A 20,282-nucleotide genomic window follows, 5' to 3' on the forward strand; every position below is an offset into this window, starting at 1 on the left:
CCTTTCCCTGAAGACAATCGGTTATAGGGCTTTCCGGACTCAATCCATCCGGATCGTCACGAAGCGCAACTCGCCTGTCTTGGACGCCAGCATCAAGAGCGCATTCTTGCGGCCCTGCTCCTTCAGCGCGCCGATCCGGTCCATCACGTCCTTCGGGGTCGCGACCGATTCCTGGGCGATTTCGGTGATCACCTCGCCGGCCTGGATGCCGCGCTCGGCGGCGGCCGAATCCTTGGTGACGTCGGTGATGACGACGCCGGAGACGTCGGCCGCGATGCCGAATTTTTTCCGTGTGTCGTCATTGAGCTCGCCGACGGTCATGCCGAGCACCGAGGCCGTGGAGACCGCGGGCGCCTTGTCGCCGCCCTTGTCCTCATCGGTAGTGCCGTCCTCACCGGCGGCGACCTTCTCGCCGTCCTCAAGCCGGCCGAGCGTCACCTTCACCGTCTGCTCGACGCCCTTGCGCACGATGATCACGTCGACCGCCTTGCCAACCGGGCTTTCCGCCACGACGCGCGGCAGGTCGCGCATTTCATGGATGTCCTTGCCGTCGAACTTGATGATGACGTCGCCGGCGAGAATTGTGCCATTGTCGACCGGTCCGCCCTTGATGACGCCGGCCACCAGCGCGCCCTTGGCGGTGGCCATGCCGAGGCTCTCGGCGATGTCGTCGGTCACCGGCTGGATGCGCACGCCGAGCCAGCCGCGACGGGTCTCGCCGAACTGGCGCAGCTGGTCCACGACGCCCGAGGCAAGCTGCGAGGGGATGGAGAAGCCGATGCCGATCGAGCCGCCCGACGGCGAGATGATCGCCGTGTTGATGCCGATAACCTCGCCCAGGCTGTTGAACAGCGGCCCGCCGGAATTGCCGCGGTTGATGGCGGCGTCGGTCTGGATGAAGTCGTCATAGGGGCCGGAATTGATGTCGCGGTTGCGGGCCGAGACGATGCCGACCGTCACCGTGCCGCCAAGGCCGAACGGATTGCCGATCGCCATCACCCAGTCGCCGACGCGCATCTTGTTGGAATCGCCGAATTTCACCGCCGTCAGCTTGTGGCCCTTCGGGTCGACCTTGAGCACCGCCACGTCGGTCTTGGTGTCGGTGCCGACCAGCGTCGCCTTCAGCGTCACGCCGTCGGAGAAATTCACCTCGATGTCGTCTGCATCGGCGATGACGTGGTTGTTGGTGACGACAATGCCTTGCTCGGCGTCGACCACGAAGCCGGAGCCCAGCGACTGTACCTTTTGCGCGCCGCCATCCTTGTCGCCGCCACGGTTCTTGAAGAAGTCGTCGAAGAAATCCTGGAACGGCGAACCCTCGGGCAGCTGCGGCATCGGCACCGCGCCCGGACCTTCCGTGCCCTTCACGGTCTGCGAGGTCGAGATGTTGACCACCGCACCGAGCAGGCCTTCGGCGAGGTCGGCAACCGAAGCCGGTCCGTCCGCGGCCATCGTCGGCGTCACGAAAGCTGGAACGGCAAGCGCGCCGACCAGAAGTGCCGCAGCACCTGCGATGAACGTCCGCCGCGCCGCGCGCAGAAGGGTGTTGGATGTCATCGAAAGCCTCCCGGATTGCTGAAAAGAAAAGCGCTTCGGCAAAACGCCGCGTCGCGTCATGTTGGCAAGAAATACGGCACGTTTGCGGCTATGGCCACATCAGGAGGATAAATCCTCCGTTACACCTTAGAATGGTTCGCCGTTTCGCGGAAACGGCGAACCGTTCGATCCCTTTGCTTTTACGCAATTCCCGGACGGAAAACCGCTCACACTTTCCTGGAATTGCAGATCAGCGGTCCTCAGCCACGCACCAACCAGACGATGCCGACGCCGATGGCGATCGCCACCAGCCCGACGATGCGCAGCGCAATTTCCGGCGTCGACAGCACTTCGCCGGCAAGACGTTTGGCAAGGCCGGGAAAGCCGCCATAGACCAGACCCTCTACGACGAGGACCAGGCCTATGGCCGCAAGGAAATCCTGCACCGCCCTACTGGGCGGGTGCAGGTTGTGCAGCCGGCGCGGCAGGTGCCGTCGCCGGCGCGGCAGGTGCCGTCGCCGGAGCCGCAGGCGCCGCCAGCTTCGCGTCCGTCCCGTCCGGATTGCGGAAGAAGCGGAAGAACTCCGAGTTCGGCGACAGCACCATCGTCGTCCCGGAGTTGTCCAGCGCCGTGCCATAGGCATTCATCGACCGGTAGAAGTCGAAGAACGCCGGATCGCGTTTGTAGGCGTCGGCAAAGGTCGCGCTGCGCTGGGCTTCACCTTCACCACGCAGGATTTCCGATTCCTTGCGCGCTTCGGCGACGATTTCCACCACTTCGCGGTCGGCGCGGGCGGTGATGCGCTGCGCGGCCTCCTTGCCGCGTGCTCTCAGCCGTTCGGCCTCGGCCAAACGTTCGGCCTTCATGCGGTCGAAGGTCTGCTGCGAAACCTCAGCCGTCAGATCGGTTCGGCGGATGCGCACATCCTCGATCTGCAGGCCGAGCGAGGTAGCGTCGGGCCGCAGCTGATCGCGCACTTCACGCATCATCACGGCCCGCTCTTCCGAGAGCGCCGCCTCGAAGTCGCGCAGACCGTAGACACGGCGCAGCGCCGCATCGAGACGCGTCCTCAGTCGTGCTTCGGCCAGTGTGATCTGACCGGACACGGCTGAGCGGAACACCCGCGGATCCGAGATGCGGTACGCGATGAAAGCGTCGACCTCGTAGAACTTGCCGCCCGAAACCTGGACGCGGATGTTATCGAGATCGAAGCGCAGCACCCTGTTTTCGATCAACTGCACGCTGTCGGCGTCGAAGAAGGCGAAAGGCGCCTTGAAATAGATGCCGGGTTCATTCTTGACGTCGACGATCTCGCCGAACCGCAGCACGAGCGCCTGCTGGCGCGCGTTGACCACGAAGACCGAGGAGTAGAGCAGGAACAGAAGCACGGCCGCGATGACCGCGATGATGGGAAGACGATTGGCCATCACTGGGCTCCTCCCGTGGTCGCAGGCGCCGGCGCCTTCGGCTGCAGTGCCGGCAGCGGCAGATAGGGAACGACCCCTTGCCCATTGCCCTGTTCGACGATGACCTTGTTGGAATCCTTCAGCACCTTCTCCATCGTTTCCAGATAAAGCCGCCGGCGCGTAACATCGGGCGCCTTGGCGTATTCGTCATAGACCGAGATGAAGCGCTGCGCCTCACCTTCGGCTTCCTGGACGACACGGTTCTTGTAGGCTGCCGCGTCCTCGCGGATCTGCGCCGCGGCGCCACGCGCCTGGCCAAGCTTCTGGTTGGAATACTGGTTGGCCTGCTCGACGAACTTGTCTTCGTCCTGCTCGGCGCGCTGCACTTCGTCGAACGCGTCGGCCACTTCACGCGGCGGCGCCGCGTCCTCGATCGAAACCGCGTTGACATTCAGGCCGGCCTTGTAGCCGTCCAGCGTCGTCTGGATGATTTCACGCACCGACGCGGCGATGCCCTGACGGTCGTCGCGGAAGATGTCCTGCGCCGGTCGCCGGCCGACGGCTTCACGCATGGCGCTTTCAGCGACCTGCTGCAGCATGCCTTCGGGATCGGAGACGTCGAACAGATAGGCCCGCGGATCGGAGACCTGGTAGGCCACCGAGAACTGGACGTTGACGATATTCTGGTCGCCGGTAAGCATCAGCCCCGACGAGTTGCCGCTCGTCGCGCCGCCACCACCGATATCGACGAGTTGTTCGGCGATGTTGGCCGTCTCGACGGTTTCGACCGGCCACCAATGGAAATGCAGACCCGGCTGCGACAGCTCCGCCTTCGGCTTGCCGAAGCGCAGCTCGACCGCAACCTCGTCCGGCTGCACGGTGTAGACCGCCTTGAACGCCCACAGCACGATCAGAGCCGCTGCGATCAGCGCAAAGACGGCCGGGCTGGCGCCGCCGCCACCGGGCAGCGCGCGCCGCAGCCGGTCCTGGCCGCGGCGGATGATGTCTTCGAGATCGGGAGGTGACCCCGGCGGGCCGCTAGGCCCCTTCGGTCCCTGCCCCCAGGGTCCCTGATTGTTGCCGCCGCCGCCCCATGGGCCGCCGCCGCCGCTCTTGTCGTTCCAGGGCATGAATGTCCTTTCGCTTGGGATTCCCTCAGCGCCGACGTTGCGGCGCAAAATCCAGTTGTTCTTCTATAGGGACGCAGCGATGCGCTTTCAACGCGATCCGCTGCCGAGCATGTCCGTTTTGGACGTTCGCGACCCTTTTATCGTCTCAATGCACGCCGCGGCGTCGCTCGTAAACCGAATAGCGCGTCGCATGGCTGTCCTTTTCACCGGCCGGAACGTCCTGAGCGCTGACAAGGCGCCACAAATCCGGATCGATGTCGGGAAAATGCGCGTCGCCATCGACCGCCGCCAGCACATGGGTGACGTGCAGCCGGTCTGCCAGCGGCAGCGCCTGCGCATAGATCTCGCCGCCGCCGATGATGCAGATTTCGTCGACGCCGGCCATGCAACGCCCGCGCACCGTGGCCAGCTGGATCGCTGCCTCCAGCGAGTGCGCCACCTCTATGCCCTCGGCGCGCCAGGCCTTGTCGCGGGTCACCACGATGTTCAATCGGCCCGGCAGCGGCCGGCCGATGCCTTCATAAGTCTTGCGGCCCATGATGACGGGCTTGCCCATCGTATCGGCCTTGAAGCGCTTGAGATCGGTGGACAGCCGCCACGGTAAGCCGCCGTCGCGCCCGATGACGCCGTTCTGCGCAATGGCGACATAGATCGCGACGTCCATCAGTTGGCTCCCCGGGCGCCGTCATCCGACGGCTCCAAAAGCAATATGTCGATGTTGTGCTCGGGATAGAGATCCTGCGCCGCCGTCTCGAAGGTCGTCGGCCCGACCTTCTTGACATTGTCGCCGCAAAACGAGATCAGCGCTTTCGGATTGCCCTTGTCGACGGTTAGCTTGAACTTGCCGATGCTGCCATTGGCCCAGTTGCCGCCGGTGGTCAGGATATAGGCTATGCGGTTCTCGTAAAAATGCGGATAACCGTCGGCCTTGGCGGCCTGCCGCACCGCATTCTCGAAGCTGTCGTCCATGCAGTAGCGGGTCTTGTAGGTCGTATACTGGCTGCCCTCGGAGAACTTGCCGTCATAGAAGAAACTCACCGATGACGTGCCGCCGACGCTCGGTTTGTAGCGGTGCGAGACGTGGACATCCTTGTTGGCCGGAAAGGTCGCGCGCCACCAATAGGTCGAGCGCAACTGCCACCACGGCGTATAGACCTTTTTCGCCTCGGTACCGTCGCTGCCCGTATCCTCGATGATGATGCCGCGGTTTTCCCAATCCTCGGCGACCGTTTTCGGCAGATTCGCCAGGGCCGCCTTGGCCGCATCGCCGAACGGATTGAACGGCACGTTCTGCGCCTTCAGATCGGCGCCGATATCGATGCCGACAGCGAACACTTTCTGCTCGAGCTGCGGCTTTGCCGGCGCTCCGTCGATCGTCACCTCGAAGCCAAGGAAATTGTCGCTCTGGTTTTCCGGGATGGCCGGCATTTCCTCCGGATTGCCTTCGATGTCCGGCAGCGGAAAAGCGACGATGGCATTTACATCCTTGTCCGTGTTGTTGTGGAAGACGTAGTCGACCGTGACCTTTTCCGGCGAGATATAGAGGTCTTCGCTTTGCATCGACACCGCGTCGCTACGCGACAGGATCAGGCCACCTGTGCCGAGTTCGGCGGTCGTATCATTGGCCAGCGCGGGCGCTGCTGAAAGCGCCAGCGCTACGGTCAGAACATATTGCAACATCGAAGCCCCTCGCCAAGAATGCCGCGACCCTAGCCGTTTCAGTGTGGCGTTTCAAAGCCTTCCGTCTCCCAACAGGACGCCACAGTGTCTGGACACGCCAATCGGCGGTCTGGACTAACAGGTTTCGATCGGGCAGGAGTTCGCGTCATGCGCAAGCTTCTCGTCATCGGCATCGGCGCCGGCAATCCCGATCATATGACCGTGCAGGCGATTGATGGCCTGAACCGGGCGGACGTCCTGTTTATTCCCGACAAAGGGGCGAAGAAGAACGACCTTGCCGAATTGCGCCGCCAGATCTGCGACCGTTTCGTCAGCAATCCGAAATCGCGCCGCGTCGAGTTCGACGTGCCGGTGCGCGCCGAGCCGGCGCCTTCCTATCGCTCGACCGTCGATGACTGGCACGAGGCCATCGCCCAGATCTATGAGAGCCTGGTCCGCGACGAACTTGCCGAGGACGGCTGCGGCGCCTTCCTGATCTGGGGCGACCCCTCGCTCTATGACGGCGCGCTGCGCATCCTCGCGCGCGTACGACTGAGGGGCAATGTCGCATTCGAACTGGAGGTCATTCCCGGCATCACCGCCGTCCAGGCGCTAGCCGCCGGCCACAAGATGGCGCTGAACCGCATCGGCGACCCCGTGCTGATCACCACCGGCCGCCGCCTCGCCGAACAAGGCATGCCGCACAATGCCGGCAGCGCCGTGGTCATGCTCGACGGCAAATGCGCCTTCAACACGCTGGCAGACAAGGATCTGATCATCCATTGGGGCGCCTATCTCGGCACACCGGACGAGATCATCGTTTCCGGTCGCCTGGGTGATGTCGGCGAGGAGATTGAGAGGACGAGAGAAGAAGCCCGGAAAAGAAAGGGCTGGATCATGGACACCTATCTGCTGCGTAAAGCAGGAGAGCCCGAGGAATAGCGCGCTCAAAGGTCGAGTTCCTTCGCGCCCCCCTCTGTCCTGCCGGACATCTCCCCCTCTAGTGGGGAGATTGGCCGTCACGGAGGATTTCGCCAATCGCCTAACAGATTAGCGCCCGTCTACGGGCTAGCTGATCTCCCCCTGCGGGGGAGATGTCCGGCAGGGACAGAGGGGGGTGTGACGGATCGCAAGCTTCAACCCTCACCCAGCATCAATCTCCGCCTGCAAGGCGTCCATATGCGTGGCCGCCGCTGCCGCCGCAGCGCGCTCGATAGCGCGAAAACGGCTGACAACTGCAAGGCCAACTGAGGTCAGCTGTGCGCCGCCGCCCTTTTTGCCGCCGGTCTGCGCCGCGACCAGTGGCTTGCCGAACACACGGTTCATATCTTCCACCAGATCCCAGGCGTGCTTGTAGGACATCTCCATGCCGCGTGCCGCAGCCGAGATCGAGCCGAAAGTGGCGATCTGCTCCAGCAATTCGATCTTGCCCGGACCTATGCGCCCGTCCGGATCGAGATTTATCCGCAGGCTCAGCGACGGCATCTCTTGTCCTCCACAGTCACACTAGCCCCTCTCGACCCATAGCGCTATTCCAAAACGATATAGCGGCTATCAGCCATCCGCTTCGGCCGGCAGCCCGGCGCCGGTGTTGGCACGGTCGAAACTGACCGTCTTGATCACCGCGAACACCTTGCCGCCGAGATGAAGTTTCAGCACCTGCCTGGATTGTTCGGTAATGCGGGCAAGCACGGTTGCGCCATTGCAGTCGATGCCGATTTCGACCGTCGGACCCTCGCCCGGACCGATTGCGACGATGGTGCCCGGCAGGATGTTGAGCGCACTGAGACCTTTCGGCAGTTCGGTGGCGATCATCACGTCGCGGGCGCGGATGCGGATGCGCACAGGCGCGCCGACCGAGACCGCCAGAAGCGGCACCCGGATTTCGCCCGCCGCCGAGCCGAGCACGGTCATCCCGAAGATCTCATCATGGCGCAGCACCTTGGTGTCGAGCACCGCGCCGCCCTCGCCGCGTTCCTCCGCCGTCAGCAATTCGAGCCGTTGCATGATCGCGCCGGTCGGGCCTGAGGCAGCGACCTTGCCTTGCGCCATCACCACCACGTCGCTGGCCAGCCGCGCCACCTCGGCGACGGAGTGGCTGACATATACGATGGGCAGCTTGGTCTCGTCGCGCAGCCGCTCGATATAGGGCAGGATCTCGGCTTTGCGCGCATCGTCGAGCGAGGCCAGCGGCTCGTCCATCAACAGCAGTTTCGGGCTGGCAAGCAGCGCCCGGCCGATCGCCACGCGCTGCTTCTCGCCGCCCGAGAGCTTTGCCGGTCGCCGGTCGAGCAGAGGACCGATGCCGAGCAGTTCGACGACCGCGTCGATATCCGCATAGCGCTCCGCCGGTGGCGTGAACCAGCGGCCATAGCGCAGATTGCCGGCCACGCTCATATGCGGAAACAGCCGCGCGTCCTGGAACACCATGCCGATCCGGCGCTTGTGCTTCGGCACGAAAATGCCGGCATCGGTGTCGACCAGCACACAGCCGTCGACCGCGATACGGCCCTTGGTCGGCCGGATCAGGCCGGCGATCACGTTGATCAGCGTCGTCTTGCCGGAGCCCGATGGCCCGAACAGCGCCGTCAGCCGCCCGGCGCTTTCGAAACGCGCGTCGACGGCGAAACCGCCGAGCCGATGGCTGATGTCCACCAGCACGCTCATTCGATGTCCATCCGCCGGCCGACGCGCCGCGCCAGCACTTCCGAGGCGACCAATGCGGCCATCGAGATGACGATGGAGATCAGCGTCAGCCTGAGCGCCCCGTCATCGCCGCCAGGCACCTGCGTGAAGGTGTAGATCGCCGAAGGCAGCGTCTGCGTCTCGTTGGGAATGTTGGAGACGAAGGTGATGGTGGCGCCGAACTCGCCCATCGCCTTGGCGAAGGACAGGATCGAGCCGGCGATCAGCCCGGGCAGGATCAGCGGCAGCGTGATGGTGGCGAAGACCCAAATCGGGTTGGCGCCGAGCGTTCCCGCCGCTGCCTCCATTTTGCGGTCGACCGCCTCGATCGACAGCCGGATCGCCCGCACCATCAGGGGAAAGCCCATGATACCGCAGGCCAGTGCGGCGCCGGTCCAGCGAAACGAGAAGACGATGCCGAAATGCTCGGCCAGGAACGCTCCCGCCGGCCCGCGCCGGCCGAAGGTAAGCAGCAAGAGATAACCTGTCACCACCGGCGGCAGGATCAACGGCAGGTGAACCACACCGTTGAGCAGCGTCTTGCCCCAGAATTTTCCGCGGGCCAGCAAAAGCGCCATCAAGATGCCCGGCGGCAGGCTGAACAGCATCGCCACCGTCGCCACCTTGATCGACAGCCGGACCGCATTCCATTCGTCGGGAGTGAGGTCCAGCAGCCAGTTCATGCGTCAGCCGCTACCTTAATTGCTCGGCGTGAGCACGGTGAAACCCTGATCCCTAAACAGCTCCACCGCCTTGGCGGACTGCAGGCACTTCAGGAAAGCCGGGGTATCCTTGTCCTTCGAATCGGTGGTCTGGGCAACCGGATAGATGATCGGCGGGTGCGAATCCTCCGGGAAGGTGCCGACCACCTTGACTCCCTTGTCGGCATGCGCGTCGGTGGCATAGACGATGCCGAGCGCGGCCTCGCCCGTTGAAACCAGCTTCAGCGCGGCGCGCACATTCTCGGCCTGCGCCACCTTGCCTTCGACCGACGACCAGACGCCGAGCGATTCAAGTGCCGCCTTGCCGTATTTGCCGGCCGGCACCGCCTTGACGTCGCCCATGGCGAGCTTGCCGTCGCCGATCAGCTTGGCGAGGTCGAAGCCTTTCTCGATCCTGGTTTCGACCTTGGAATCCTTCGGCGCCACCAGCACGATGTGGTTGCCGAGCAGTTTCACCTCGGTGTCCGGCTTGGTCAGTTTCTTGTCGGAGAGATATTTCATCCAGTCGAGGTCGGCCGAGATGAACACATCGGCGGGCGCCCCGCTTTCGATCTGCTTGGCCAGCGCCGAGCTCGCGGCGTAGGAGACGGTCGCCGCTTCACCGACATCGGCTTCGCAGGCCTTGGTGACGGCGTCGAGCCCGTCCTTGAGGCTGGCTGCGGCAAACACGATCACCTTGTCTCCCGCGTGAGCCGCCGGCATCACGGCCATCAGAGCTACGGCAAAGCCGCCAATCGCGATCGCCCTCAAACCAAAACCTTTGTGCCCCAACATGAAAACTCTCCCTGGGCTTGAAATCTGCTGGCTCGACTCCTGCCGACCGATATATCTGGATGAATATAACAAGGGAAGGCCGCCTCCTGCGAAAGCGTATGTTCGGCATGATTGTTGTGGTTTGGACGTGCACCGAAATCCCGGAAAGGAACTCCGATGAAGATCAGCGCCCGCAACATCCTCAAGGGAACGATCGTCGAGATCGCCAAAGCACCTCGCCTGTCCGCGGTGATGTCGGCGGCTCAGTCGTCACCGCTTCGATCACCAACGAGGCCGTTGCCGATCTCGAGCTCGAAAAAGGCAAGCAGGCCTATGCCGTGATCAAGGCATCGGGCGTCATGCTCGGCATTGATTGAAGGTGGGCGGATCAGACCGCGATCGGCGCCTTGATCGAAGCGTCGGCAAAATAGTTTTCCAGCCGGAAATCCTCGAAGCGGAAGGCGAACAGGTCCTTCACTTCCGGATTGATCCACAGCGTCGGCAGCGCCTTGGGCGTGCGACGCAATTGCTCGCGCGCCTGCTCGAAATGGTTGGAATAGAGATGCGCATCGCCCAGCGTATGGACGAACTCGCCGGGCTTCAGCCCGGTCACCTGCGCCACCATCAGGGTCAGCAGCGCGTAGGAAGCGATGTTGAAGGGTACGCCGAGAAAAATGTCGGCCGAGCGCTGGTAGAGCTGGCAGGACAGCTTGCCCTCCGAGACGTAGAACTGGAACAGGCAGTGGCACGGTGGCAGCGCCATCGCCTCCACTTCGGCCGGGTTCCACGCCGAAACGATCAGCCGGCGTGAATTCGGATTTCTGCGTATCTCCTTCAGAACATTGGCAATCTGGTCGATCGACCCGCCATGGCCATCCGGCCAGGAGCGCCACTGCTTGCCATAGACCGGGCCGAGATCGCCATTCTCGTCGGCCCATTCGTCCCAGATCGAAACGCCATGATCTCTAAGGTATTTGATGTTGGTGTCGCCGGCCAGGAACCACAGGAGTTCATGGATGATCGACTTCAGATGCAGCTTCTTGGTGGTGGTGACGGGAAAGCCGCGCGACAGGTCGAAGCGCATCTGGTACCCGAACACCCCACGCGTGCCGGTGCCCGTGCGGTCGCCACGGTCGGCGCCATTGTCCAGCACATGCTGCAAAAGGTCGAGATACTGGCGCATCGGCTTCGCCTCGATTCGGGATTGCCGGCATCATAACCGACTGGCCGCGGGCCGAACACAGCAAAACCGCGCAAAGCCCTTGCGCACAACCACACTTTTCCGAAGTTAGTGCCGCCCCTCATGCCCTGCCGGGCATTTCTCCCCGTATAGTGACGGGGAGAAAAGGCTGGTTTTGACGCCGTCGCTTTTTCCTGCGACGCTGGCGACTAGCGAAATCGCCAATGGCTGCGTCCTTCTCCCCGTTCACGGGGAGAAGATGGCGGCAGCCAGATGAGGGGCAGCGCTGACGCCCAGTGAACTGGAATTCAAACCCGACGCGACGGACCCCTCTCGCGCCAGTCTTCGCAAACTGGCGTACGATCGTTAGAGCGAGCCGAGCTTGCCCAGATCCTTGGCGACCAGATAGTAGAAAGTCACGCGGCTCTTGGAGCTGTCGGCGGCCAACGCCTTGCAGGTCTTCTCGATCGCCGAGTCGGCTTTCGCCCCGTCGGTCACGCCGAGTTTCTTGGCAACCCAGTTGGTCTTGACGCGCTCCAATTCCTTGGGGTCGGTGCAGGATACCAGCGAGGAATCGCGGTTGCGCAGCGCGATGCCCAGATGTTTCACAATCTTGGCAACCACATCGGCATTTGCGGCGGCGTCGTATTTCTTCACGTCTGCGAGATAATCGGCCATCAAATTTCCCCATGTCGGCGCCACGGGATCCGATCGATGAGGGCTGTGGCGCGCTGCCGCAACTTGTGCGCTATGTCGATGCTCCTCACCATCGCAAAGCTTCGGTTGAGACCGCGCGCGAGTCAACCCTCGGCGCCGCAGTTTGGTGCGGCCAAGAAGTGCCATTGCGGCCTTTCATTTTGTGCGCCGCCCCCCTATATTCGTTTTGTCGGCTTGACCGACTATGGCGATAAATGGGCGATGTAATAAGCCGTTCGGACCCGGGGGCGGTACCCGGCGCCTCCACCAAGAACCGCTCTGTGATCAGAGCGGCTGTTGCTGGGGGCGAAATAGGATCGACGAAGGTGTAAAGATCGTACTTTTGCCCGGCATGGTACCACCGTCATCGGGCTAAACCTGTAGTTGCAAATGACAACTATGCGGAAGCACGTCTCGCCGCGTAAGCGGTGCGATAGCTTCAAATCAAGCCCTAGAGGTTCGCACTTCTAGGCGGGGTTCGGAGGTACCTGGCAACAGAAACCTCCACTTCTCCCCTCCTCGATATCGTACGCTCAATGCCGGCTGCCGCTGGCCGGATTTCGCATGACGATGGGCCGCGAAGCCTACACCAAATTGAGCCATGAGCTGGTGCAATTTGCCGCCGGCGTCGGTCGAAGGCCGTGGTTCTGGCCGGGGCCGGATTACCCCAGACGTGAAAAAGGCCGGGATGACCCGGCCTTTCCGGTCGATTGCGGTCAGCTTACTCGGCCGGCGCTTCAACGGCTTCGCGCGAGCGGCCAAGCGTCAGTTTGGCCAGCGTGAACGAGATCACCGCGCAGAGCGTGATGCCGGCCACCATGGGCAGCGGGGTGCCGTCGAAGAAGATGCCGGCGACGCCCATCGCCAGCGCACCGATGGCGAAGTGCAGCGTGCCCATCAGCGCCGAGGCCGTGCCGGCGATCTCGCCATGCTCTTCCATGGCCAGCACCGACGTCGTCGGGATGACCAGGCCAAGGAAGCCGTAGCCGACGAACAGCAGTGCCGCCATAACATCGAGCCGGTCGACGCCGGTCGCCATGACTGCGAACAGCACAACCATCGTCGTGGCATAGCCGGTTACCGCCACCCAGACGACGCGCTTCAGCCCGAAGCGCTCCGACAGCATCCCCGTCAGTTGCGACATGCCGATGAAGGCCACCGCATTGATCGAGAAGAACACGCTGTAGACGGAAGGCGACAGCCCGTAATGGTCGATCAGGATGAAGGACGAACTCGAGAGGTAGACGAAGAAGCTGGCGATGCCGAAGCCGGCGATCGCCACCAGGCCGAGGAAATTGCGGTCACCCATGAGGAAGCGATAGCCGGCGAGTGCGGTTCCGAAGGAGGAACCGACGCGTTCTTCCGCCGGCCGCGTCTCCTTCAGCGAGGTCGCCAGCAGAATGGTGGCCAGCAGGGCCGCGCCCGTCACCGTCCAGAATACGGCGCGCCAGCCGAAATTCTCGATGATCTGGCTGCCGGTCAGCGGCGCCAGGATCGGCGACACCGAAAACACCAGCATCAGCAGCGACATCAGCTTGGCGGCTTCGGTGCCGGTGTGCAGGTCGCGCACGATGGCGCGCGGCACCGCCATGCCGGCGCTGGCGCCCAGTCCCTGCAGAAAGCGGAAGGCGATCAGCCATTCGATGGTCGGGCTCATGGCCGAACCGATACCGCCGACCATGAACAGCGCAAGGCCGCCGTAAAGCGGCAGCTTGCGGCCGACCATGTCGGAGATCGGTCCGACGACGATCTGGCCGAAGCCCATCGACAGGAAGAAGATCAAAAGGCTCATCTGAACGGCGGCGGTGCCGGCATGCAGATCCTCGCCGATCGAAGGCAACGCCGGCAGATACATGTCGATGGCGAAGGGGCCGATAGCGGACAACAGGCCGAGCACGACCGCGATGCGGAGGAATTTGGGACTCATGATAAAGGCTTCTTTCAAGTCTGGTTGGCGCCGCCAACGCGACGACTAACCCTAGGACGTTCCATCCCGTTGAAATCCGACGGCTCAGAGCGAGATTATTCGTCTCTACGGAGCGAATTCCCATTTATTGTGTCCACAAATTTAGACAGCCTTGTCTAATTCGTCAATCACCTCTATATAGATTTCTATGAAGCTTGCCGTTTCTCCTGACATTTTCCCGCCACGCGGCCACGAGGCCAAGCGTATGTCGATCATCGATGCGGCGGCTTCGGTCTTCTGCCGGGAAGGCTTTGCCGGCGCCAATATCGACCTGATCGCGGTGGAGGCCGGCGTGTCGCGCCAGACCATCTACAATCACCACCGCGACAAGGAAAAGCTCTTCATGGCTGTGGTGCGCGATCTGACGGAGCGCTGCAATGCCGGCATCTTCGCCACCTTCGCCTCTTTCCCAGACCAGCCGAAGGATCTGGAAGCGGACCTGATCGGCTTTGCCGTGCGCATGAATCAGAACTGCATCTGCAACCGCGACGGACGCTTCCTGCGCAAGCTGATCCAGACCGAAGGCGAGCGCTATCCCGAGCTCTTCGCAGAATGGCGCGACCAAGGGCCGGGCCGGACCTGGCCCGCACTTGCCGCCCGTTTTGCCCGCCTCGCCCATGCCGGCCATCTCGCGGTCGACGATCCCGATGTCGCCGCACGCCAGTTCCTGGCGCTAGCCAACGCCGAACTGCAGACCACCTTCATGCTAGGCAGCATGCCGTCGGAAGACGAAGTGTTGCAATCCGCCACCCACGGCGTGCGCACATTCCTGCGCGCCTTCGGCAAGCGCAGATCAGCGGCAGCGGTGGAAAAACAGCTGGCCAGCGCCTGAACGCCAAAGCAGGCGATCAAATCGTCCGTTACGGGCTTCGCTTCGGCGCATCAGCGATCTATATCCGGTTTACGCCGCGCTCAAGCTTGATTACAGCTATGCGGACGATTCAACGGAACCCGACCAGCACATGGCCGACGACCACATCCGCTACGACATTCTGGCCCAGGAGGCATTGCGCGGCGTCATGCGCAAGGTCCTGGCCGAAGTCGCGCGCACCGGCCTTCCCGGCAATCATCATTTCTTCATCACATTCCTGACCGGCGCGCCGGGCGTGCGGGTGTCCTCCAGGCTGCGCGAGCGCTATCCCGAACAGATGACCATCGTCATCCAGTTCCAGTATTGGGACCTCAAGGTGACCGATACCGGCTTCGAGGTCGGGCTGTCCTTCTCCGACGTGCCGGAGAAGCTGGAAATTCCGTTCTCGGCCGTACGCGGCTTCTACGACCCATCGGTCAATTTCGAACTCGAATTCGACGTCAAGACCGACGTCCCGGCGGAAGACGATGCAGCCGCCCAGCCGGCTGCCGAGCCTTTGGCTATCGTCTCCGAGAAAAAGCCGAAGGCCGAGAAGAAGGCAGCTGCCACTGAGGCGGAGAAAAAGCCCGCCGTGGCCGATGCCGCCGCCGGCAAGGGCGCCGACGTCGTGTCGCTCGACGCCTTCCGCAAGAAGTAGCGGGACGGTCGGCGCGACATGGGCGAAATCGTCAACCTTCGCCAGGTCCGCAAGCAGAAGGCGCGCACCGAAAAGGAAAAGCTCGCCGGCGAGAACCGCGCTCTGCACGGCCGTTCCAAAGCCGAAAGAACTCGTGACCGTCTGACATCGGACAAGGCCGAAAAATTCGTCGCCGGCCACCGCCGCGAACGCCCGGAAGACCAGGGCGATTGATGGACCGCCTGCGGTGAGCCCGGTCGAAAAACGCTCCGTGACCATCCGCGGCCATCGCACCAGCTATTCCCTCGAAAAACCCTTTTATGACGATCTCGTCACTATTGCCGCCGCGCGCAAGCTGACCCTTGCTGCCCTGGTCGCGGAGATCGACGAGACAAGACCGCGCGATGCCAATCTGTCCTCGGCGCTCAGGCTCCACGTGCTGGACTGGGCCAAGCGCGACGCCGTCTGAATGGTTCTTAATTGCCCAGCGACTTCAGCAGATTGTCGACGGAGAACGGATTTGTCCTGGGCTTCGGCGGCGCCGGGGCCGAACCGTCACTGACACCGGGAAGTGAGCGGTCGACCTTCGGCGCCTGCTCCTGAGCCTTGCGCTCGGCCTCCAGCCTGGCTTTTTCCTGCGAAGCGATCCGAGCCTGTTCGGCCTTCTTCCGTTCGTCCTCGGCCTTGGCGGCGTCTTCGGCAGCCTGCTCTTCCGCCTGGGCTTTCGCGTCCGCATCTGCCTTGGCCTTTGCGTCAGCCTCTGCCTGCGCTTTCGCATCGGCATCGGCCTTTGCTTCGGCATCCGCCTTGGCCTTGGCATCCGCTTCGGCCTGTGCCTTCGCATCGGCCTGTGCCTTCGCCTTGGCGTCGGCCTCGGCTTTGAGCCGTGCCGCTTCCTCCTGCTTGCGCAATTCCTCGGCGGCGTTGTCGCGCTCGGTCTGCAGGGCGGCGTAGTAGCGCACCTCGCGCCGCAGCCGCTGCTTCTCGAGCAGTGCGGCCTGCATAGCCTCGACCCGCTGCTGCTCCTTTTCCAGCGCGCGCTGGGTCAAAAATTGCGCCAGCGGCTCGCTGTCGAACTGCTTCTTCAGCGCCCCGAACGGCCCATCGACGCTGAAATTGACCGTCGGATCGGAGCCGATCAGCGCCTCGTCGCCAGGCTTGTAGGTGACAGCGCCCTTGGTGGCGACGGTGCCGGTGTTGAGGTCGGCCGTGATGTCGGCAGACAGCGTCGCCGCCTGGTTTTCGAATTTGATCGGTGGTGCCCGCAACGTGCCGCCGGCGACCGTGAAGGCGATGTCGGCATCGCCGGCAGCAAAGCTGCCGTCGCCAGCGATCTCAGGTGCAAAGCCCGCAGTCTTGGCCACGTCGATGTCGCGCCCGATCGCATCGGCCTTGGCAATCAACGCGCCGAAGGCATCGGGATTGACGCCGGCAATGGTGAGGCCTTTCAGCGCCGCCGTGCCCGAGCCGGAGAGTGCGGCAATCATCGCGTCGACCGATTTGCCGCTGGTCGACAGCCCTGTCGAGAAGTCGCCGCTGCCACTCAAGCCGGCAGCCGGCAGCACCGTCGCCAGGTCGGCGCCGGCAAGCCTCATCTGGCCGGAGAACAGCCCCGTGCCGTCCGTGTTCTTCAACTCGAACAATCCGGTGAGCGCGCCGCCGAGCAGTTTTGCCTTCAGGTCCGAAACGCGGATGCCTTCCTGGTCCAGTTTCAACGACAGCGACGCGTCATAGGCTGTCGCCAGCGGTCCGGCGGCAAGCGTCGCCGTCGCCAGGTCGAGATCGGCGCTGAACGGCAGGCTGGATTTCTGGCTGAATGGCGCCGTCGGCCAGTTCGCGTTGCTGCTGAGGAACGACTGGTCACCGAACAGCGCAACCGCAATCGGGTCGAGGTCCAGTTCGTCGAGCGCCAGCGCACCGGCAAAATGCGGCAGCCCCTGCTTCGCATCGATGTTGACGTCGCCCGAAATCTCCGACTCGTTGATGGATCCGCTGAGGCCGCTCAACACCAGCAGGCCGTTGCCGAAATCGGCATCCGCGCTGAGCGAGGTCGAGGTGCCCGTTCCCATACCCGGCAGGCCGGCGCCGGTCGTCATCAGCCAGGGCTCGATGTCGGAAGCGTCGAGGCCGATCTTGCCCTTGGCGGTGGCGCCTTGCGGCGTCTGAGCGACGGTGCCGTCGAACGTCGCCTTGAAGTCATCGGCGGCGAAATTGAAGCTCGTCGCCAGGCCGCCGCCGAGCGTGCCTTTGGCCGAAATATCGGTGCTTGCCTGGCCGAGCATGCCGAGCGGCAGCGCCGGCAGGCCGTAGAGCGCCAGCAGCACGGTGGCGTCGGGATTTTTGGCGTTGAAGGTCAGCGTCACCGGCGCGTCGAGCAACTGGCCGACGGCACCCTTGCCCGACAGCGACGCCGAAAAGGCCGAACCGCCGGCCTTGCCTTGTCCGCTCACCGCCAGCCCGGTCGTGCCGTCGCCATTGTCGGCGGCGCTCGCCACCAGATCGACGCGCGCGTCCTGGAACAGTTCAGGATAGGCGGCCGTGCGGCCAGCCAGTCCCTTCAGCATCAGATTGTCGGGATAGTGTTGCGCGGCAATGTCGATCAGCGGCTTCAGATCGACGGCGACCACCGAGGCATCGAGCTTGCCGGTCGGGCTTGCCGGAAAATCCTTGATCCGGCCGGTGGCGCTGATCGAGGCGCCGGCAAGGCCGCCAATCGACAGCCGGTCGATTTCGAGCAGCCCGTCGCGGAGCCGGAGCGCGGTATCGACCGTGTCGGCGGTGAGCCCGCCGGCATTGACCGGCCCTGCCTTGATCTGAAAATCGAGGTCACGGTCGGAAAAGCGGTTGGCGCCCTTGTCGCTGACGAAGATCGAGGCGAAGGCCGTCAGCCCGTCGACATCGAGTTCGCCGCCCTCGAGCCGCATCAGCACCGAGGACTTGGCGTCGTCGGGCTGGTTGGAATCGATGCGGCCGGTGAACTTCGACTTGCCGAGGATCAGTTCGAGATCGCTGAACGCCTGGCGCTTCTCCGACAGGTCCACCTTGGCCTTGAAGCCGGCGGCCGGCAGCCGGCGGATCGCCTCGTCGACATCTTTCGACAACCAGGCAGCAAAGCCGGAAGGCTGCGCCACCGCCAGCAGCATGGAGCCGCTGAAACGGAAATGATCTTCGACGCTGAGCATGCCGCTGGCTTCCAGCGTCGTGCGCCCGGGCAAGGTCGCGGCCAGCGATTTCACCGACCAGCCGCCCTCGACCGGCTCGGCCGAGAGATGCACGTCGCGCACCGTGGTGTCGCCAGCCACCACCGCCGGCAGCTTGACCTCGACAGTGCCGGGGATGCTCGGCTTCGGCAGGACGAGCAGCGCCTGCTCGATTCCGGCAATGCGCTGGTCCAGCGTCAGGCCGGCGCCCTTCTCAGCGCCCACCGCCTCGTCCAGTTGCACCTGCGCGCCATTGGCCTCGATGGCGAAGTTCGGCCTAAGGCCGAGATCGACCGAAGCCTTGCCGTCGGCTGTGTAGGGATTGTCGAGCGGCCCGGTCTCGAAGCGGAATTCGTCGACGCCAAGCTTCTGGTGGTCGAGCGAGAACTTGCCGTTCAGCCTGAACCCCGGATCGGGTTTGCCGGCTCTGATTTTGACGCTCTCGCCATCGCCGCCGCGCAGTTCGGCGCTGTTTTTGTCGTTGCCGGAAATCTTGAACTGGCCGGAATAGACGGCAGCCCCATTGACGATGCCGGCATTGCCGTCGGTTTCGATGACCAGTGGATAGGCATCGGGATCGACCTTGAGCCTCAGCCGCATCTGGCCGCTGCCTTCGGCCTTGCCGGTCGAAGCCGCAACCGTCGAACGCAGTCCGTCGAGCAGCAACGTTCCGTCCATGCGCCACGGCCCGGCCAGCGACTTGGCAGAGATGGTCGAATTGATCTCGGAAATCAGATGGCTGCGCCCGCCTGCGGCATGGCGGAGCGCAATTTCTCCCTCCGTCACCGTGAGCTTCTCGATCGAGATCTGGTTGAGATCGAAGGGCGAGGACGGCCGTATCGCCCAGTCGACCGTGCCGTTATCGGCGATGTCGATCGTCGCCTTCGGATGCACCAGCCGCATGTCGAAAATCAGCACTTCGCCGCGCAGGAACGGCGCCAGTTCCGCGTCCATCGAAAAGGTCTCGACGGTCATTGCCGGCTGGCCGCCGGGGCCGCCGGCGACCGTGACGTTTGAGAAGGTCACCGAGGGGAACGGCAACAGGCGCGCCGTGGCGTCGCCTTGCACCGTCACCTTGCGGCCGAGAATGGCGCTCGCCTCGCGCTCGAATTGGGCGCGGTACCCGGTCCAGTCGACAAAATACGGCACCACCAGCGCCGCAACCAGCACCAGCACAAACAAGCCACCGAAGATCACGAACAGGCGTGCGAGCATCAGCTCCGAACGGGTTGATTGAAAGTCAGCCGCACTCTACCCGCATCAGCGTGTCGATAAAGAGGCAATTCATCCAGAGTTGCTTGATCTCTGATGTATCTGGAAGAGCAGAGATTTTTGGACGCCTTTGACCGCGGTCCGGCCTGTGCGCAAGAGACTATCCTGCCATGGCCCGTCGGCGATATTCGTTCAGCAGCACCACCATCTCCTCGGGCGACAATGTCCAGCCCTGCGGTAATGCGGCTTCGGCGCCGAGGCTTTTGGTCACGCTGCCCATGACGGAGCTTTTCTTGACCCCCGGTGCGAAATTGTACCCGATCATATCGCCTATCCTGCGCCGGCGATGGACGACGAAGAAGCTTTCGATATTCTTCCAGGGGACCAGGTTGGGCGATCGAACAAGGCCTCCGCCGAGACTGAAACCTTGTCCGTTCAGCACCAGAATCTGCGGCCGCACAAGCTGCCAGGCAAACACCAACGCGACCAGCCCGAAAAAGGCCACGCACCACCAAAGGCCGGCGGTGTCGCCGTCCTCGGAGACATAAATCAGGAAAGCGCAGGCCAGGACAAAGAAGAGGCTGGCCGACAGCAGTAACAGTGTCTTGCCAAGCGATGCCCTTATAATCAGGGTATCCATTGCCGCTCC

General features: G+C 63.3%; 20 protein-coding genes, 1 other RNA gene and 1 pseudogene. 7 read left to right on the forward strand and 15 right to left on the reverse strand.

From position 1 onward, the window contains the following. Window positions 1–39: 39 nt before the first annotated feature. From NLY36_RS04540 to NLY36_RS04565, 6 genes are all read right to left on the reverse strand, one after another. Window positions 40–1,557 carry a DegQ family serine endoprotease gene (locus NLY36_RS04540; protein WP_023668334.1) on the reverse strand — a complete coding sequence of 506 codons (1,518 nt, stop codon included), beginning with the start codon at window positions 1,555–1,557 and terminating at the stop codon, window positions 40–42. A 239-nt stretch (window positions 1,558–1,796) separates the two neighbouring features. Further along, window positions 1,797–1,982, reverse strand: a complete 186-nt coding sequence (locus NLY36_RS04545; RefSeq protein ID WP_023668333.1) for a DUF2065 domain-containing protein — start codon at window positions 1,980–1,982, stop codon at window positions 1,797–1,799. A gap of 4 nt (window positions 1,983–1,986) precedes the next feature. Continuing rightward, a complete protein-coding gene (gene hflC, locus NLY36_RS04550; RefSeq protein ID WP_023735946.1) occupies window positions 1,987–2,964 on the reverse strand; it encodes a protease modulator HflC in 978 nt (325 codons plus the stop codon). Beyond that, the gene (gene hflK / locus NLY36_RS04555; RefSeq protein ID WP_023668331.1) at window positions 2,964–4,073 is read right to left on the reverse strand and encodes an FtsH protease activity modulator HflK; all 1,110 of its coding nucleotides are present in this window, start codon (window positions 4,071–4,073) and stop codon (window positions 2,964–2,966) included. Before hflK ends, hflC begins: the two co-directional genes overlap by 1 nt. A 145-nt stretch (window positions 4,074–4,218) precedes the next feature. Then, a complete protein-coding gene (locus tag NLY36_RS04560) occupies window positions 4,219–4,737 on the reverse strand; it encodes a dihydrofolate reductase (protein WP_023667408.1) in 519 nt (172 codons plus the stop codon). Continuing rightward, window positions 4,737–5,753 (reverse strand): DUF4424 domain-containing protein, encoded by a 1,017-nt coding sequence (locus NLY36_RS04565; protein ID WP_023735947.1) that lies wholly within the window; start codon window positions 5,751–5,753, stop codon window positions 4,737–4,739. Before NLY36_RS04565 ends, NLY36_RS04560 begins: the two co-directional genes overlap by 1 nt. A gap of 147 nt (window positions 5,754–5,900) precedes the next feature. Between NLY36_RS04565 and cobF the strand changes: the two genes are divergently transcribed. Continuing rightward, entirely contained in the window at window positions 5,901–6,674 is a 774-nt protein-coding gene (gene cobF, locus NLY36_RS04570; RefSeq protein ID WP_023735948.1) for a precorrin-6A synthase (deacetylating), read from the forward strand. Between the two features lie 201 nt (window positions 6,675–6,875). On the opposite strand, the gene NLY36_RS04575 is transcribed toward cobF, so the two are convergent. From NLY36_RS04575 to modA, 4 genes are all read right to left on the reverse strand, one after another. After that, window positions 6,876–7,217 (reverse strand): winged helix-turn-helix domain-containing protein, encoded by a 342-nt coding sequence (locus NLY36_RS04575; RefSeq protein WP_023667411.1) that lies wholly within the window; start codon window positions 7,215–7,217, stop codon window positions 6,876–6,878. A gap of 69 nt (window positions 7,218–7,286) precedes the next feature. Further along, window positions 7,287–8,399 carry a molybdenum ABC transporter ATP-binding protein gene (gene modC / locus NLY36_RS04580; RefSeq protein ID WP_023735949.1) on the reverse strand — a complete coding sequence of 371 codons (1,113 nt, stop codon included), beginning with the start codon at window positions 8,397–8,399 and terminating at the stop codon, window positions 7,287–7,289. After that, on the reverse strand, window positions 8,396–9,100 hold the full coding sequence (gene modB / locus NLY36_RS04585) for a molybdate ABC transporter permease subunit (RefSeq protein ID WP_023667413.1): 705 nt from the start codon (window positions 9,098–9,100) through the stop codon (window positions 8,396–8,398). Before modB ends, modC begins: the two co-directional genes overlap by 4 nt. 15 nt (window positions 9,101–9,115) lie before the next feature. Next, on the reverse strand, window positions 9,116–9,913 hold the full coding sequence (gene modA / locus NLY36_RS04590) for a molybdate ABC transporter substrate-binding protein (protein ID WP_023735950.1): 798 nt from the start codon (window positions 9,911–9,913) through the stop codon (window positions 9,116–9,118). 156 nt (window positions 9,914–10,069) lie between these two features. Between modA and NLY36_RS04595 the strand changes: the two are divergent. Beyond that, window positions 10,070–10,269, forward strand: a pseudogene (locus NLY36_RS04595) (TOBE domain-containing protein). 11 nt (window positions 10,270–10,280) lie between these two features. Here NLY36_RS04595 and NLY36_RS04600 read toward each other — a convergent pair. Together NLY36_RS04600 and NLY36_RS04605 are read right to left on the reverse strand one after the other, a co-directional pair. After that, window positions 10,281–11,075 carry a thymidylate synthase gene (locus tag NLY36_RS04600; protein ID WP_023682098.1) on the reverse strand — a complete coding sequence of 265 codons (795 nt, stop codon included), beginning with the start codon at window positions 11,073–11,075 and terminating at the stop codon, window positions 10,281–10,283. 363 nt (window positions 11,076–11,438) lie between these two features. Continuing rightward, the gene (locus NLY36_RS04605) at window positions 11,439–11,750 is read right to left on the reverse strand and encodes a DUF2853 family protein (protein WP_023668323.1); all 312 of its coding nucleotides are present in this window, start codon (window positions 11,748–11,750) and stop codon (window positions 11,439–11,441) included. 168 nt (window positions 11,751–11,918) lie between these two features. On the opposite strand from NLY36_RS04605, the gene ssrA reads away from it, so the two are divergent. After that, window positions 11,919–12,277: a transfer-messenger RNA gene (ssrA, locus tag NLY36_RS04610) on the forward strand. Window positions 12,278–12,489: 212 nt separating this feature from the next. Here the strand turns inward: ssrA and NLY36_RS04615 are convergent. After that, the gene (locus NLY36_RS04615; protein WP_023682099.1) at window positions 12,490–13,695 is read right to left on the reverse strand and encodes a multidrug effflux MFS transporter; all 1,206 of its coding nucleotides are present in this window, start codon (window positions 13,693–13,695) and stop codon (window positions 12,490–12,492) included. A 187-nt stretch (window positions 13,696–13,882) separates the two neighbouring features. On the opposite strand from NLY36_RS04615, the gene NLY36_RS04620 reads away from it, so the two are divergent. From NLY36_RS04620 to NLY36_RS04635, 4 genes are all read left to right on the forward strand, one after another. Next, window positions 13,883–14,566: a TetR/AcrR family transcriptional regulator gene (locus NLY36_RS04620; protein WP_023735951.1), complete on the forward strand. Its 684-nt coding sequence runs from the start codon at window positions 13,883–13,885 to the stop codon at window positions 14,564–14,566. A 130-nt stretch (window positions 14,567–14,696) separates the two neighbouring features. Beyond that, window positions 14,697–15,242, forward strand: coding sequence for an SspB family protein (locus NLY36_RS04625; protein ID WP_023667419.1), 546 nt, complete (start codon window positions 14,697–14,699; stop codon window positions 15,240–15,242). 18 nt (window positions 15,243–15,260) lie between these two features. Beyond that, window positions 15,261–15,455, forward strand: a complete 195-nt coding sequence (locus NLY36_RS04630) for a DUF4169 family protein (protein ID WP_023667420.1) — start codon at window positions 15,261–15,263, stop codon at window positions 15,453–15,455. Window positions 15,456–15,468: 13 nt separating this feature from the next. Then, window positions 15,469–15,690: a ribbon-helix-helix domain-containing protein gene (locus tag NLY36_RS04635; RefSeq protein ID WP_023735952.1), complete on the forward strand. Its 222-nt coding sequence runs from the start codon at window positions 15,469–15,471 to the stop codon at window positions 15,688–15,690. A 7-nt stretch (window positions 15,691–15,697) separates the two neighbouring features. Here NLY36_RS04635 and NLY36_RS04640 read toward each other — a convergent pair whose 3' ends face one another. Together NLY36_RS04640 and NLY36_RS04645 are read right to left on the reverse strand one after the other, a co-directional pair. Further along, window positions 15,698–19,636 (reverse strand): AsmA family protein, encoded by a 3,939-nt coding sequence (locus NLY36_RS04640; RefSeq protein WP_023735953.1) that lies wholly within the window; start codon window positions 19,634–19,636, stop codon window positions 15,698–15,700. Window positions 19,637–19,793: 157 nt separating this feature from the next. Then, complete coding sequence (locus tag NLY36_RS04645; protein WP_023667425.1) at window positions 19,794–20,273, reverse strand: hypothetical protein; 480 nt, start codon at window positions 20,271–20,273, stop codon at window positions 19,794–19,796. Window positions 20,274–20,282 lie beyond the last annotated feature (9 nt).

This window comes from Mesorhizobium sp. C399B, assembly GCF_030323185.1.
In the GTDB taxonomy this organism is placed as follows: domain Bacteria; phylum Pseudomonadota; class Alphaproteobacteria; order Rhizobiales; family Rhizobiaceae; genus Mesorhizobium.